This is a genomic window from Serratia sp. P2ACOL2 (assembly GCF_003691565.1).
In the GTDB taxonomy this organism is placed as follows: Bacteria; Pseudomonadota; Gammaproteobacteria; order Enterobacterales; family Enterobacteriaceae; genus Serratia; species Serratia liquefaciens.
In genome coordinates this window covers 5,418,214-5,431,462 of sequence record NZ_CP033162.1, presented here as the reverse complement: position 1 = coordinate 5,431,462, position 13,249 = coordinate 5,418,214, and the positions used below count along the sequence as shown (strand labels likewise).

The 13,249-nt window shown below is 57.0% G+C and carries 10 protein-coding genes; 3 read left to right on the top strand and 7 right to left on the bottom strand.

Annotation, left to right across the window (positions count from 1 at the left end; translation table 11 throughout):
* Positions 1-45 precede the first annotated feature (45 nt).
* On the bottom strand, positions 46-1,512 hold the full coding sequence (locus EBA31_RS26005) for a PLP-dependent aminotransferase family protein (protein ID WP_122080510.1): 1,467 nt from the start codon (positions 1,510-1,512) through the stop codon (positions 46-48).
* A 140-nt stretch (positions 1,513-1,652) separates the two neighbouring features.
* On the opposite strand from EBA31_RS26005, the gene EBA31_RS26000 reads away from it, so the two are divergent.
* On the top strand, positions 1,653-2,261 hold the full coding sequence (locus EBA31_RS26000) for a LysE family translocator (RefSeq protein WP_122080509.1): 609 nt from the start codon (positions 1,653-1,655) through the stop codon (positions 2,259-2,261).
* On the opposite strand, the gene EBA31_RS25995 is transcribed toward EBA31_RS26000, so the two are convergent.
* From EBA31_RS25995 to EBA31_RS25980, 4 genes are all read right to left on the bottom strand, one after another.
* The gene (locus EBA31_RS25995; RefSeq protein WP_020824669.1) at positions 2,258-2,809 is read right to left on the bottom strand and encodes an MltR family transcriptional regulator; all 552 of its coding nucleotides are present in this window, start codon (positions 2,807-2,809) and stop codon (positions 2,258-2,260) included. The two genes, EBA31_RS26000 and EBA31_RS25995, sit on opposite strands and share 4 nt — an antisense overlap.
* 173 nt (positions 2,810-2,982) lie before the next feature.
* Positions 2,983-4,137 carry a mannitol-1-phosphate 5-dehydrogenase gene (locus EBA31_RS25990; RefSeq protein WP_122080508.1) on the bottom strand — a complete coding sequence of 385 codons (1,155 nt, stop codon included), beginning with the start codon at positions 4,135-4,137 and terminating at the stop codon, positions 2,983-2,985.
* A gap of 58 nt (positions 4,138-4,195) precedes the next feature.
* On the bottom strand, positions 4,196-6,115 hold the full coding sequence (locus EBA31_RS25985; RefSeq protein WP_046374816.1) for a PTS mannitol transporter subunit IICBA: 1,920 nt from the start codon (positions 6,113-6,115) through the stop codon (positions 4,196-4,198).
* A 533-nt stretch (positions 6,116-6,648) separates the two neighbouring features.
* Positions 6,649-7,368, bottom strand: coding sequence for a DUF3053 domain-containing protein (locus tag EBA31_RS25980; protein ID WP_122080507.1), 720 nt, complete (start codon positions 7,366-7,368; stop codon positions 6,649-6,651).
* A gap of 277 nt (positions 7,369-7,645) precedes the next feature.
* On the opposite strand from EBA31_RS25980, the gene EBA31_RS25975 reads away from it, so the two are divergent.
* On the top strand, positions 7,646-8,611 hold the full coding sequence (locus tag EBA31_RS25975) for a Fic family protein (protein ID WP_238387489.1): 966 nt from the start codon (positions 7,646-7,648) through the stop codon (positions 8,609-8,611).
* Positions 8,612-8,649: 38 nt separating this feature from the next.
* On the opposite strand, the gene glyS is transcribed toward EBA31_RS25975, so the two are convergent.
* Together glyS and glyQ are read right to left on the bottom strand one after the other, a co-directional pair.
* Positions 8,650-10,719, bottom strand: coding sequence for a glycine--tRNA ligase subunit beta (gene glyS / locus EBA31_RS25970; protein ID WP_020824664.1), 2,070 nt, complete (start codon positions 10,717-10,719; stop codon positions 8,650-8,652).
* A 9-nt stretch (positions 10,720-10,728) separates the two neighbouring features.
* Positions 10,729-11,643 carry a glycine--tRNA ligase subunit alpha gene (gene glyQ, locus EBA31_RS25965; protein WP_020824663.1) on the bottom strand — a complete coding sequence of 305 codons (915 nt, stop codon included), beginning with the start codon at positions 11,641-11,643 and terminating at the stop codon, positions 10,729-10,731.
* A 261-nt stretch (positions 11,644-11,904) separates the two neighbouring features.
* Here glyQ and EBA31_RS25960 point away from each other — a divergent pair, with 261 nt between their 5' ends.
* On the top strand, positions 11,905-13,245 hold the full coding sequence (locus EBA31_RS25960) for an MFS transporter (protein ID WP_122080506.1): 1,341 nt from the start codon (positions 11,905-11,907) through the stop codon (positions 13,243-13,245).
* The last annotated feature ends 4 nt before the right edge of the window (positions 13,246-13,249 follow it).

Sequence of the window (13,249 nt, the reverse complement as noted above, 5' to 3'; positions counted from 1 at the left end):
CACGCTAATCAATGATGCCCACATTGTAGCAAAATGCGCGCGTCGTTACCCGTCTTGCGCAATGCCCGGCGGCAAGCCACTCATCTCGCAGGCTTTAGCCCCCACGCGTGCCAGCGCCTGGCTGTAGCGCGCATTAAACGGATAACAACAGGAGAGCCGCAACGCATTACGATAGCGGCCGCTGGGAGAATACAGCGTGCCAGGCGTCAGGCAGATCTGCTCCTCCAACAGCTGGTGGAACAGCGCTACGCTGTCGACCCCGTCCGGAAACTCCACCCAGAACACAAATCCCCCCGCCGGTTGCGTGGCTCGCGTGCCGCGTGGAAAGTGACGCGCAATCAACCCTCGCGCCTCATCCACCTGGGCGGCATAGCGCTTGCGCAGGTTACGCAGATGGTGATCGTAGCCACCGGTTTCCAGGAACATCGCCAGAGTTTCCGACAGCAACTGTGACTCGGACATTGACGACACCGCCTTCAGCTTGCGCAACGCATCGTTGAAACGTCCGCCGCTGATCCAACCGATGCGAAAATCCGGCGCCAGCGTCTTGGTAAAGCTGGAGCAAAACAGCACCCAACCGTCGCGGTCGAATGATTTTACCGCCGGGGAGAGTGCGCCACCGAACTGGATCTCCGCGTACAACCCGTCCTCAATTAGCGGCACCTGATGATCGTTCATCAGCCGCGCCAGGCGTTTTTTCGCCGCCAGCGGCATGGTGCAACCCAACGGATTTTGCACCGTCGGCATGGCGATCACCGCGTTCAGTCGTTTCTCGTTCAGCAACAGTTCCAGCGCGTCCAATGACAGCCCGTGTTGCGGATCGGTGGGGATTTCCAGCGCTTTCAGCCCCAGACTGGCCAGCAGCGGCAGCAGGTAAAAATAGGTCGGAGATTCCAGCCCGATACAGTCGCCCGGTTTGGTGGTTACCCGCAGCGCCAGTTGCAATGCCTCCATGCAGCCGTGCGTCAGCGTGATATCGCCCGGTTCCAGCAGCATACCCAGCGTCATCGAACGACGCGTGATCTGCTGACGCAGCCGCAGGCTACCGGGCGGCAGCGCGTACTGACCGATCAGGTTCGGCTGGCGACGCAGCTGCGATGAAAGCATCCGCCCCAATTTCCCGCCGGGGTAAAAATCCGAGGTCTGCGGGCAGGCCAGCGAAAGGTTGGTGAATGCCGGGTTCTGCTGGGCGGCAAACACGGTGTCGATCAAGGCCAGCACATCGTCCGCCGGTGGCTCTATTCGGCTGCTGGTCGGCAAAGCGGCCTTCAACGCCGGCAGAGTGTTGCACACATAAAACCCCGACTGTGGCCGCGCCTCTATCAAACCGCGATCTTCCAGCGTGCGGTAAGCCGCGACCACGGTATTGATGCTGACGCTGTGGGTTTGCGCGCAGCGACGCACCGAGGGTAAACGGCTGCCGGGCAGCAGCATACCGCGGCGAATGGCTTCCGCCAGCGTATCCGCCAGCTGTTGGTAGCGCGTTTCCGGCATTTCATCGAGCAGGGTCACAGTTTGTCTCCAGGCAATGGGTACAGTTTAATATTGGTATAACTGTATCCATAACAATAACTGGTTTTTGGTTCTGTCACCATCCATCGGCAGGTTTTATGCTGGTTCCCTTGCTCCCCCAGCCCTGTGAGGAACCCATTATGCTGGACTCCGCTTTTATCAGTTATGTCACCGTCATGTCGATCACCCCAGGCCCCAACAACCTGCTGCTGGCGTCATCCGGCGTCAATTTTGGCCTGCGCCGCACTCTGCCGATGGTTTTTGGCATCAGCGTCGGCTGCGCAGTGCAGCTGGCCCTGACCACCACCCTGCTGGCGTTGATTTTGAGCTGGGCCGGTATGATCCGTTTTCCGCTGGCGGTGATCGGTTGTACCTATCTGCTGTGGCTATCCTGGAAGCTGTTCAAAGCGGCATCGCCGGACGGCAAACAGCAGGCGCAGCCAATGCGCTTAATCAACGGGGCGTTGTTCCAGGCGGTCAATCCCAAAGCCTGGCTAATGGCCATTAACGTCGCCATTCTGTTCACCCCGCGGGAAGGCGCCAGCCTCGGTCATACGTTGATGATTATCGCCGCCTTTACCGCGCTGAACATTCCCTGCGTCTTGGTCTGGGCGATATTGGGCGATCGCCTGCGTGATGCCCTGCGAGTGACCTGGAAACTGCGGTTGTTTAACGGCGTGATGGCGGGATTGATGGCAGCCACGGCTCTGTGGCTGCTGTTCGACGAGTGGCGCGCGGCCTTTGCCTAACTGCGGCCGAGAGGAGAGAGCCGGGACGGTTGTTTGGCGCCGATACCGGCTATCAGATCGGTGACGGAAAGCACCATAGTGGAACGCAATACTTGTTGATAGCGCTGGCGCTGCATGGCGATCAGCGACTCTTCCGCTTCGCCGGGCTGCAGGAAAGTCGGCACCGGCGGCAACGCGGTCACGCAGTGCAACTCGCCGAACGGCCCTAAGATTTCATCATCGACAAAGCGGTATTCTGTCCCGTCGTGATTCAACTCTTCGCGCATCGCCATCAGCAACTCGGCATCTTCGTATTCGTGGCGGGAGATCACTCCCAGCCCGTACATCAGCTTCAGGCGCACCGACAACTCCCCAAGCGGACCGGCACCGGACAATAGCGGTTCGACGGCATACTTCACCGCATAGTCGTCCTTGCGAAACACCTGCACCACCAGTACGTTGAGCGCTTCCGCCAGCAGCTCTACCGCCGCTATCAGGAAACTGCGCACCGTCTTGCCTGCGTTCAGCCTTTCCAGAACCTTATTTTCAAATGCCTGTGCTTCTTCCATCGTCGCTTTTCGAATGGCGTGGGAGGGGTATGCTGTATCGGCCACTAATTTAATACCATAGGCGTTATTGTCGCAGCCAGTTTGCGGGCGGACAGCGCGCAGAATCCGGAGCGTACACGTAGTACGTGAGGAATTCGAGCACTGCCCAACCGTAAAATGGCAAGTAAAATAGCCTATTGGCGCTGCATGGCGTTATACACAGCAATGGCCTGTTCTACAACCTCGCTTTCCGCCGGCAGGCCGGAAATTTGCGCCAGCGCCGCTTTTGGCCCCAGTTCAGCCAGCAGTTCCACCAGCTCTTTGGCCTGCGGATCCTGCTCGCTGCGGTAGCTCATGGCAGCGGCGATGCCCTGAATCAGGTTCGCGTGCGGCAGGCCGTATTCCAAAGTGCCCAACAGAGGTTTGATCAGACGATCGCCTGCGCTCAGCTTGCGCAGCGGTTGGCGCCCCACACGCTCAACGTCGTCGTGCAGATACGGGTTCTCAAAGCGACTGAGGATTTTGTCGATATAAGCGGCATGCTTGGCGGCGTCAAAGCCATAACGTTTGATCAACACCGCTCCGCTCTCTTCCATCGCCCCTTTCACCACGCGGCGGATCGCCGGGTCCAGAATGGCATCGCGAATGGTCTGCAGACCGGCCTGCTGGCCAAGATAAGCGGTGATGGCATGACCGGTATTGAGCGTGAACAACTTGCGTTCGACAAACGCCATCAGATTATCGGTCAGCTCCATGCCGGCGATCGCCGGTGGCTGGCCCTTGAACTGGGTCTGGTCGACAATCCACTCGCTGAAGGTTTCCACCGTCACTTCCAGCGGATCGCTGCTGCCCGCTTCCGCCGGCGGCACAATGCGGTCAACCGCCGAGTCGACGAAACCGACATGCTGCTCGACCCACGCCTGCTCGTCCTGCGGCAATGCATCGAACACATGTTGTTTTAACTGGCTGGTGCCGCGCACCATGTTTTCGCAGGCAATGATGTTCAGCGGTTGGTTGTTGCCCTGTTGATGACGCTTGATCAGCCCTTTGGCAATAGTACCGGCAATTTTACCCAGAATCTGCGGGCCCACGGCGGTCGTCACGATATCCGCTTCGGCGATCAGCGCTACCGCCTCTTCACTGCCGCTGTTCACTGCGCTGACGTTGTTGACCGGCTCGACCCGCTCCTGTTCGCCGACCACGTGAACCTGGTAGCTTTTACGGCTGTTCAACAGATCCAACACCGTCTGGTTAACATCGGCAAAAGTCAGTTCGGCCTGCGCGTCCGACAGCAGCTTGCCGATAAAACCACGCCCAATATTTCCCGCACCGAAATGTAATGCTTTCATATTCCTACCTTTCTAATGTCGAAGGGTGCAGCAAGCTGCACCCCTTAAAATGATTCTGTTATCCGGCTTTTTTGCCGCTAAGCAGGTCCAGCACTTCCTGTACGCTGGTGGTATTCGCCAGCCGCTCGATGACGCCGTCGTCGTCCAGGGCATTGGTCAGGCTGGTGATCACCTGGATATGTTCGTTGTTGCGTGCGGCGATACCGATAACCAGTCGTGCCACCTCGTCCTCTTCATCGCCAAAGCGCACGCCTTGCGGGTACTGGCAGAACACCACGCCGGTGCGCAACACCCGGTCCTTGGCTTCGATGGTGCCGTGCGGCACGGCGATTGACTCGCCCAGGTAGGTTGAGGTGAGTTTTTCACGCTCCAGCATCGCCGCGACGTATTCCGGCTCAACGTAACCGCCTTTGACCAACTGCTCGCCGGCGAAGCGAATCGCCTGCTCCTTGTCGCTGGCCTGCAGGTTAAGGAACACGTTGCTTTCGCTCAGTTTGAACAGGTTTTGCTCGGTGGCCTCAAAGCTGTCGTCCAGCGTGCTGATGACTTTCTGCTGGTTATCGGTGGTTTTATTGGCCGCCACCAGGCGCTCGGTCAGATCGTTGTACAGCTTGCTGTCGAGGAAATTGGTCAGCGAGATGTGCTGTGCCTGCGGCGCATGACGCATCGCGCGCTCAGTCAGGTCACGGTGAGTGATCACCAGATCCACATCATCCGGCAGGTTGTTGATGGCGCTGTTGGTCACGGAGATATTTTTCAGCCCGGCGTCCGCCACTTTTTTGCGCAGTACCCCGGCCCCCATGGCGCTGGAACCCATGCCCGCATCGCAGGCAACGATGATTTTACGCACCGTGGTCAGGTCACCATCCACCGCTGCATGAGCCGCAGCACCGCCTTTAGACTGGGATTTCATCGCCTGTACGCGGCGAGTGGCCTCTTCCAGGTCATCCTCTTCTTTGGCTTTCGAAGTTTTCAGCAGGAACCCGGCAACCACAAAGGACACCACGAACGCTGCGGCGATCGCCGCCAGGTTGGCGAAGTAAGCGCCCTTAGGGGTCATCGCCAATACCGCCAGAATCGAACCCGGAGAAGCCGGAGACACCAGACCGCCGTTCAGCAGGGTCAGTGTGAACACGCCGGTCATACCGCCCAGGATCACCGCCAGCAGCAGGCGTGGATTCATCAGCACGTACGGGAAGTAAATTTCGTGGATACCACCGAAGAAGTGGATGATCGCGGCACCGCCGGCAGACTGCTTGGCACTGCCGCGGCCAAAGAACATGTAGGCCATCAGTACGCCCATACCCGGGCCTGGGTTGGCTTCAATCAGGAAGAAGATGGATTTACCGGTTTCGGTCGCCTGCTGAATGCCCAACGGCGAGAAGATACCGTGGTTGATGGCGTTGTTCAGGAACAGGATTTTCGCCGGCTCCACGAAGATTGACGCCAGCGGCAGCAGGTTGTTGGTCACCATGATGTTCACGCCGGTCGCCAGGATATGTGACAACCCTTCAACCAGCGGGCCAATGGCCAAAAATGCCAGAATAGCCAGCAGCATGCCGATAATGCCGGCGGAGAAGTTGTTCACCAACATCTCAAAGCCGCTTTTGATTTTGCCGTCTACCCAGCGGTCAAAATGCTTGATGGCCCAGCCGCCCAGCGGACCGGCAATCATGGCGCCGAGGAACATCGGCATATCTGCCCCGACAATCACGCCCATGGTGGTGATAGCGCCCACCACCCCACCGCGATCGCCTCCCACCAGACGGCCACCGGTAAAACCGATCAGCAGCGGCAGCAGGTAAGTGATCATTGGGCCAACCAGTTTGGCTAAGGTTTCGTTCGGCAGCCAACCGGTAGGAATGAATAACGCGGTGATGATACCCCAGGCGATAAAGGCGCCAATGTTAGGCATCACCATGTTGCTTAAGAAGCGGCCAAAGTTTTGAACTTTGACTTTGATGTCTGGTGAAAACATAAAACACACCCCTATTGTTACGCGCTGACAATAAGAGCGCGTGATTATTGTTGTTACGATCCAGCCGTGTTGTTGCTGTATGCGAAATGGACTCTATCACGCAGTTTTTACCGTGCGAACTTCACGGAATTTTTGTGACAAACATCACACTAACACCCCCATTATCGGGGCACTTATAGTGATCATGATCACAGTTACTCAGTGTAAAAAAGCCACAACGAGAACAAAATTCGCCTAAAACCCAATTAAATGTGATTTTAGTCACATTTAATTGATGCACGTTTGTTTTTAAATTGTGATGGTGATCACAATCTATTTTTCAGTGGCTACCGAATCCTGGCTTGAAGAAGGTCTTCCCTGTGAGCATTCATCCCGTCGGGAAATAGCGGTGCGATGAATGAAAGAAAACTACATGTCGGAAATAGATGATTAATTGAAGTGTAGTACAGATGCGTGGTGCAAGAAGTGAGCAAGCCGTTGGAAAGTCAGAAGGGAATGGCAGAAGCCGGACTGCCGGCTTCTGCGTTTGGAGATTACTGATTAACGCTGGAGACGATTTTCTGTGCGTTAAGTAAATCCTGCTGCTTGGCCACCAGATTCGACATCATGGTGTTGTACTGCGTTGCCTGCTGGGAAGTACGGAACTGCACGCCGTTATTATTAAAGGCCACCTGATTGCCCTGGGCACGCAGGAAATCACCCACCTGAACCAGATCCTGAACGAAGCTGGCCGTGGTCGGAATCACCGGCATCAGCGCATTGGCCGGCCCGGTAACAATCTTGTCGTACGCCTGGTTATACACGGCTTTCAGATCGTCAGGTTGCTTCAGCGCTGTCCGGGCAGTATCCGCCTGCGACTTGGCTGACTGGATTTGCTGCCCCAGCAGGTTCAGCGCCCCAACGGACTGTTGCAGCGTATCGCGCTTGCTCATGTAGTCCTGTGCGGTGCGGATCTGGTTAATCTGATCCAACGCCGGCGTCAGGCTGGCATCCAGTGATTTGGACAGTTGCTGAGAAAAACCGACCAGGATGGCGTAATCACCGGCATAGTTGCCGAACTTCTGTTTCTGATCTTCGCTCAGCGTCGGGATTTTCGCGCCGCTGCGCATCACCGTATTCTGGATGTAATCAATAAACGCCTTGCGTTGTTCCGGCTCTTTATCGCCGCAGGCAGTCAATTGCATGACCACCAACAATGCCAATACCGGGGCCAACCAACGCGCGAAAACTCTGCTCTTGATCCCTACCGCCATGTGACATAACTCCTGTTATAAACCTGCTTTTTCATCGGACTCCGTCCCTTTTGCTGCACTCCTTGCGCCTATAAGAATAGATCAACTGAATGCGATCCGATACGCGATTCACCTTTTGGTGGTTATTCTTGGGCGAAAGGCCAACATGCAAGACGCTATACGCGCTGGCAAGGGGCTACTGTACCGACTCAGGGGCATGATACACTTTTGTATCATTTATCACCGGGCCAAGCTGCGCATGTCATCCTATCAGCCACCGTTGACCATCAGCTCACGCATGCTGCATCTGGTAACCGATGTTGGCGATCGGCTTGCGCGTTTAAAAATGCAGGCTGAGCAAGAACATGCCTTACGGCTACGCCGCATCAACCGCATCCGTACCATTCAGGGCTCTTTGGCTATCGAAGGCAATACTTTAAGTGAAGAGCAGATCACCGCCATCATCGAAGGTAAACGTATCATTGCGCCACCTCGCGATATTCAGGAGGCGCTCAATGCTATTCGTTGCTATGGAAACTTGAACAACTGGCGTCCCATGCAGGAGGAGGATTTACTCGCTGCACACCGGCTGCTAATGGCTGGCCTATTGCCAGATGCCGGACATTACCGCCATGGCGGTGTCGGGGTGATGAACGGTAAAACCGTCATTCATATGGCGCCACCTGCGGAAAGGGTTTGCCCGTTAATTCGGCAACTGCTGCTCTGGTTAAAAGAGACCGACCTACCGCCGCTGATCGCAAGCTGTGTATTTCATTACGAATTTGAGTTTATCCACCCTTTCGCCGATGGTAACGGACGAATGGGCAGACTGTGGCAAACGCTGATCCTGTCACGTTGGGAGCCCTTGTTTGCCAACGTGCCGGTTGAAAGCCTAGTACATGACAATCAGTCCGGTTATTACCAGGCGCTGAACACCAGTAACCAACAGAGTGACTGCGCTCCCTTTGTCGAATTTATGCTGGGCATGATCTTGCGAGCGCTAGAACATAGCCTTACCCCCCAAGTCACCCCCCAAGTCACCCCCCAAGTCGCCGAACTATTGGCGATACTTAAAGGCGAGATGTCACGCGAGGAAATTCAGCATGCGCTGCAACTGCAGGATCGAAAATCTTTCAGTGAGCGTTATTTACGTCCTGCGCTAAACGCGCGGCTAATTGAAATGACCCTGCCCGAAAAACCCAACAGTCGCCTGCAAAAATACCGACTAACCGCTCAAGGTGTTTCGCTGCACCGACGGCAATAAAAAAGGCGCCCTAAGGCGCCTTTTCACGACAGAACCGCTTATTGCAGTACGGAGATATCCGCGACCTGCAGGAACAGCTCACGCAGCTTGCTCAGCAACGTCAGACGGTTTACACGCACCGCCTCGTCATCGGCCATCACCATCACGTTGTCGAAGAACGCATCGACCGGCTCACGCAGCTCCGCCAATTCCACCAGCGCATCCTGGTAGCGGCCTTCAGCAAAGAAAGGCTCCAGCTTATCGCGCAGCACCACCAGGTGGGTCGCCAGTTGGATCTCAGCCGCCTCTTTCAACACCGAAGCGTGAACGCGATCGTTCAGCGTATCGGTAGATTTGGCCAGGATGTTGGAGACGCGCTTGTTGGCCGCCGCCAGCGTCGTAGCCGCTTCCAGCGTACGGAAGTGAGTGACCGCCTTAACGCGTGCGTCGAAGTCCGCAGGCTTGGTCGGACGACGTGCCAGCACCGCTTGAATGGTGTCGACGGCGTGACCTTCTTCCTGATACCAGGCGCGGAAACGGCCCAGCATGAATTCGACAACTTCGTCGACGACCTTGGCGTTGGTCAGCTTGCTGCCGTACAGGCGCACGGCCTCTTCGGTCAGGGTCTGCAGATCCAGCGGCAGGTTTTTCTCAACGATGATGCGCAGCACGCCCAGCGCGGCACGGCGCAGTGCGAACGGGTCTTTATCACCTTTCGGATGTTGCCCAATGCCGAAGATACCGGCCAGGGTGTCCATCTTGTCGGCGATCGCCAATGAACAGGCCACCAGCGATTCCGGCAGCGCATCGCCGGCAAAACGCGGCTGATACTGCTCGTTCAGCGCAACGGCAACGTCTTCCGCTTCGCCGTCATGACGCGCATAGTGCATGCCCATCACGCCCTGAGTGTCGGTGAATTCGAAGACCATATTGGTCATCAGATCGCACTTCGACAGCAGGCCCGCGCGGGTGGCGTGGTTAACGTCGGCACCAATTTGGCCGGCAACCCAGCCCGCCAGCGCCTGGATGCGATCGGTCTTGTCGCGCAAGGTTCCCAATTGCTGTTGGAACAGCACGGTTTCCAGACGCGGCAGATTGTCTTCCAGGCGTTTTTTACGGTCGGTATTGAAGAAGAACTCGGCATCGGCCAGACGCGGGCGCACCACCTTCTCGTTACCGGAGATGATTTGCTGCGGATCTTTGGATTCGATATTGGCCACGAAGATAAAGTTCGGCATCAGGTTGCCCGCGGCGTCATACACCGGGAAATACTTCTGATCGCCCTTCATGGTGTAGACCAGCGCTTCCGCCGGCACCGCCAGGAATTTCTCTTCGAATTTGGCCGTCAGTACCACCGGCCATTCCACCAGCGAGGCCACTTCTTCCAACAGGCTTTCGCTCAGATCGGCCTTGCCGCCAAGCTGCTGCGCTGCCAGCTCCGCATCGCGCTTGATCAACGCCTTGCGGGTTTCATAATCGGCCACTACTTTACCGCGTTCCAGCAGGATCTGCGGATATTGGTCAGCGTTGTCGAGGGTGAGTTCGGCCTCACCCATAAAGCGGTGACCTCGAATAGTGCGGCCAGAATCGATGCCCAACACGGTGCCTGGGATCAGTTCTTCACCGAGCAACAGGGTCACGGTGTGTACCGGACGCACGAACTGCACGTCAGAATTGCCCCAACGCATCAGTTTCGGGATCGGCAGTTTGGCCAACGAATTGCTGACCATGCCCGCCAGCAGCGCTTGCGCAGGCTGGCCTTTAACATGGGCGCGATACAGCAGCCATTCACCTTTATCGGTCACCAGGCGTTCAGCCTGATCGACGGTGATGCCACAACCGCGAGCCCAACCTTCGGCCGCTTTGCTTGGCTTGCCTTCGGCGTCAAACGCCTGGGCAATGGCCGGGCCGCGCTTTTCGACTTCGCGATCGGCCTGCGCAGCGCGCAAGTCGGCCACTTTCAGCGCCAGACGGCGCGGCGCGGCAAACCAGCTCACTTCGCCATGTTCGAGATTGGCACTGTCGAGCTCGGCGGTAAAATTCGCGGCAAAGGATTCTGCCAGTGAACGAAGAGCCTTCGGCGGCAGCTCTTCCGTGCCGATTTCCACCAGGAAAGTCTGTTGAGTCATGGCTGCCTCTTAGTTCTCGTTCTTTTTGCACATTGGGAAGCCCAGCGCTTCGCGGGAAGCATAGTAGGCCTCGGCAACGGCTTTGGTCAGCGTGCGGATACGCAGAATATAACGCTGACGCTCGGTCACCGAGATCGCCTTGCGCGCATCCAGCAGGTTGAAGGTGTGGCCGGCCTTCAGAATACGTTCGTAAGCCGGCAGCGGCAGCGGTTTCTCCAGCGCCAGCAGCGATTGGGCTTCTTTCTCGTACTGCTCAAAGCAGGAGAACAGGAAGTCCACGTCGGCGTATTCGAAGTTATAAGTGGACTGCTCCACTTCGTTCTGGTGGAACACGTCGCCATAGGTGGTCACACCCAGCGGGCCGTTGCTCCACACCAGATCGTATACGCTGTCCACGCCCTGGATATACATCGCCAGACGTTCCAGACCGTAGGTGATCTCGCCGGTGACCGGTTTGCACTCCAGGCCACCAACCTGCTGGAAGTAAGTGAACTGCGTCACTTCCATGCCGTTGAGCCAAACTTCCCAGCCCAGGCCCCAGGCGCCGAGCGTCGGGTTTTCCCAGTTATCTTCCACGAAGCGGATGTCGTGAATGGTCGGATCCAGACCCAGCTCTTTCAGCGAGCCCAGGTACAGTTCCTGAATGTTGTCCGGCGATGGCTTAATCACCACCTGGAACTGATAGTAGTGTTGCAAACGGTTCGGGTTTTCACCGTAGCGGCCGTCAGTCGGACGGCGGGACGGCTGCACGTAGGCGGTAGCCATTGGCTCCGGCCCCAGCGCGCGCAGGCACGTCATCGGGTGAGAGGTTCCCGCGCCGACTTCCATGTCCAGTGGTTGAACGATGGTGCAGCCTTGGCGCGCCCAATAGTCCTGCAGTGTCAGGATCAGGCCCTGAAAGGTCTTGGTATCAAACTTTTGCATGTTGAATTCGCACGCGATACAAGTGGATTTAAATGGGATGGGCCAGTATACCCGTTGACCGTAAGATATACAGCCAGAATCCCGCAACAAGTGTGAATCATCAAAGAAGCGCGGTCTTTTCGCGCACTAAAACGGGGCAAATGCCCCTCTGTAGCGCCGTTTCAGCGTCATAATCCCCCCAATTCCCCGGCCAGAAGGCGTCACTCAGGCTGGCACCAACCTTGCTAGCGTCCTGATATCCCCCTTTCAGGAGATTCGCTGATGACAACCGCCTTAACCGACAGCCGCTATCGTTACCGCATTTTCGCCATGGTGTTCTTCATTGCACTGATCAACTACGTCGATCGCGGCGCACTGTCCTTCGCCGCCAACGATATCTCCCATGAATTCAACTTCAACAAGGCGCAGCTGGGCGCCGTGCTGGGCTATTTTGGCTTTGGCTATTTGTTCGGTTCGCTGTGCGGCGGTTTTCTGGCCGACCGTATCGGCACCAAAAAAGTCTGGCTGATCGCCGGGGCGCTGTGGTCGCTGCTGGAGATTGCGACCGCCTGGGCCGGCGAACTGGGCGTGGCGCTGTTCGGCGGTTCCGCCATTATGGGGTTTGCCGCACTGCGGATCATGTTCGGCTTTGCCGAAGGTCCGGCCTACGCGCTGATGAATAAAACCATCGCCAACTGGGCGCCGCGCAAAGAACGTGGCTTTTCGCTGGGTATCGGGTTACTGAGCACCCAGGTGGGTTCGCTGCTGACCGCGCCGCTGGCCGTGGGGTTACTGCTATTGACCGATGACTGGCGCAGCATGTTCATGCTGCTGGGCCTGTTTTCGCTGATCGCCATTTTGCTGTTTGCCCGTTTCTTCACCGACACGCCGCAGGAGCATCCTGAAGTCAACGCCGCCGAATTGGCCATCATCAGCGCCGATCAGGAAGCCGATAACGCACAAGCACCTCTGCCATGGTGGGCGTTTTTCACCAACCGCACGCTGGTATTTAACGCGCTGGGTTACTTCTCATTCCTTTACGTCACCTTTGTATTGGTGACCTGGGGCCCCAAATACCTGCAGGATACTTTCAACTACGATCTGCATTCGCTGTGGTACGTGGCGATGATCCCGTGGAGCGGTGCCTGCTTCACCGTGCTGCTCGGCGGCCGCATCGCCGATGCGCTGTTGAAACGCTTTGGCAACCTGCGGCTGGCGCGCAACCTGTTTGCGGCAGTCACCTTGTTGCTGACCGCCACCTGCTTCGTCTTGATCCCCTTTATGAGCACACCGACCGAAATCATTTTCTTGATGACGCTGGGCAATGCGCTGAATGCGCTGGTCAATAACGTGTATTGGTCGGTGGTGATAGACGTCACGCCGAAGGCTTCGGTGGGAGCTTACAGCGGCATGACGCTGGCGATCGCCAATATTGCCTCGATCACCGCGCCGATGCTGAGTGGTTGGCTGGCACAGCATCACGGCTATGGCGCCATGTTCTTCGCCACCGCCGTGGTGTCTTTCTGCAGCATGCTGTGCATGACGCTGCTACAGCCGGAAAAAAAGATTATGGCAGATATCACGCTGCCCAACCGCCCAGGTATGCAGCAAACGGCCCCCTAAGCGA

Excerpts from the sequence above, each read along its gene's own strand:
- EBA31_RS26000 (WP_122080509.1), top strand. The coding sequence starts at position 1,653 with ATGCTGGACTCCGCTTTTATCAGTTATGTCACCGTCATGTCGATCACC.
- EBA31_RS25995 (WP_020824669.1), bottom strand. The coding sequence starts at position 2,809 with ATGGAAGAAGCACAGGCATTTGAAAATAAGGTTCTGGAAAGGCTGAAC.
- EBA31_RS25990 (WP_122080508.1), bottom strand. The coding sequence starts at position 4,137 with ATGAAAGCATTACATTTCGGTGCGGGAAATATTGGGCGTGGTTTTATC.
- EBA31_RS25985 (WP_046374816.1), bottom strand. The coding sequence starts at position 6,115 with ATGTTTTCACCAGACATCAAAGTCAAAGTTCAAAACTTTGGCCGCTTC.
- EBA31_RS25980 (WP_122080507.1), bottom strand. The coding sequence starts at position 7,368 with ATGGCGGTAGGGATCAAGAGCAGAGTTTTCGCGCGTTGGTTGGCCCCG.
- EBA31_RS25975 (WP_238387489.1), top strand. The coding sequence starts at position 7,646 with ATGCTGCATCTGGTAACCGATGTTGGCGATCGGCTTGCGCGTTTAAAA.
- glyS (WP_020824664.1), bottom strand. The coding sequence starts at position 10,719 with ATGACTCAACAGACTTTCCTGGTGGAAATCGGCACGGAAGAGCTGCCG.
- glyQ (WP_020824663.1), bottom strand. The coding sequence starts at position 11,643 with ATGCAAAAGTTTGATACCAAGACCTTTCAGGGCCTGATCCTGACACTG.
- EBA31_RS25960 (WP_122080506.1), top strand. The coding sequence starts at position 11,905 with ATGACAACCGCCTTAACCGACAGCCGCTATCGTTACCGCATTTTCGCC.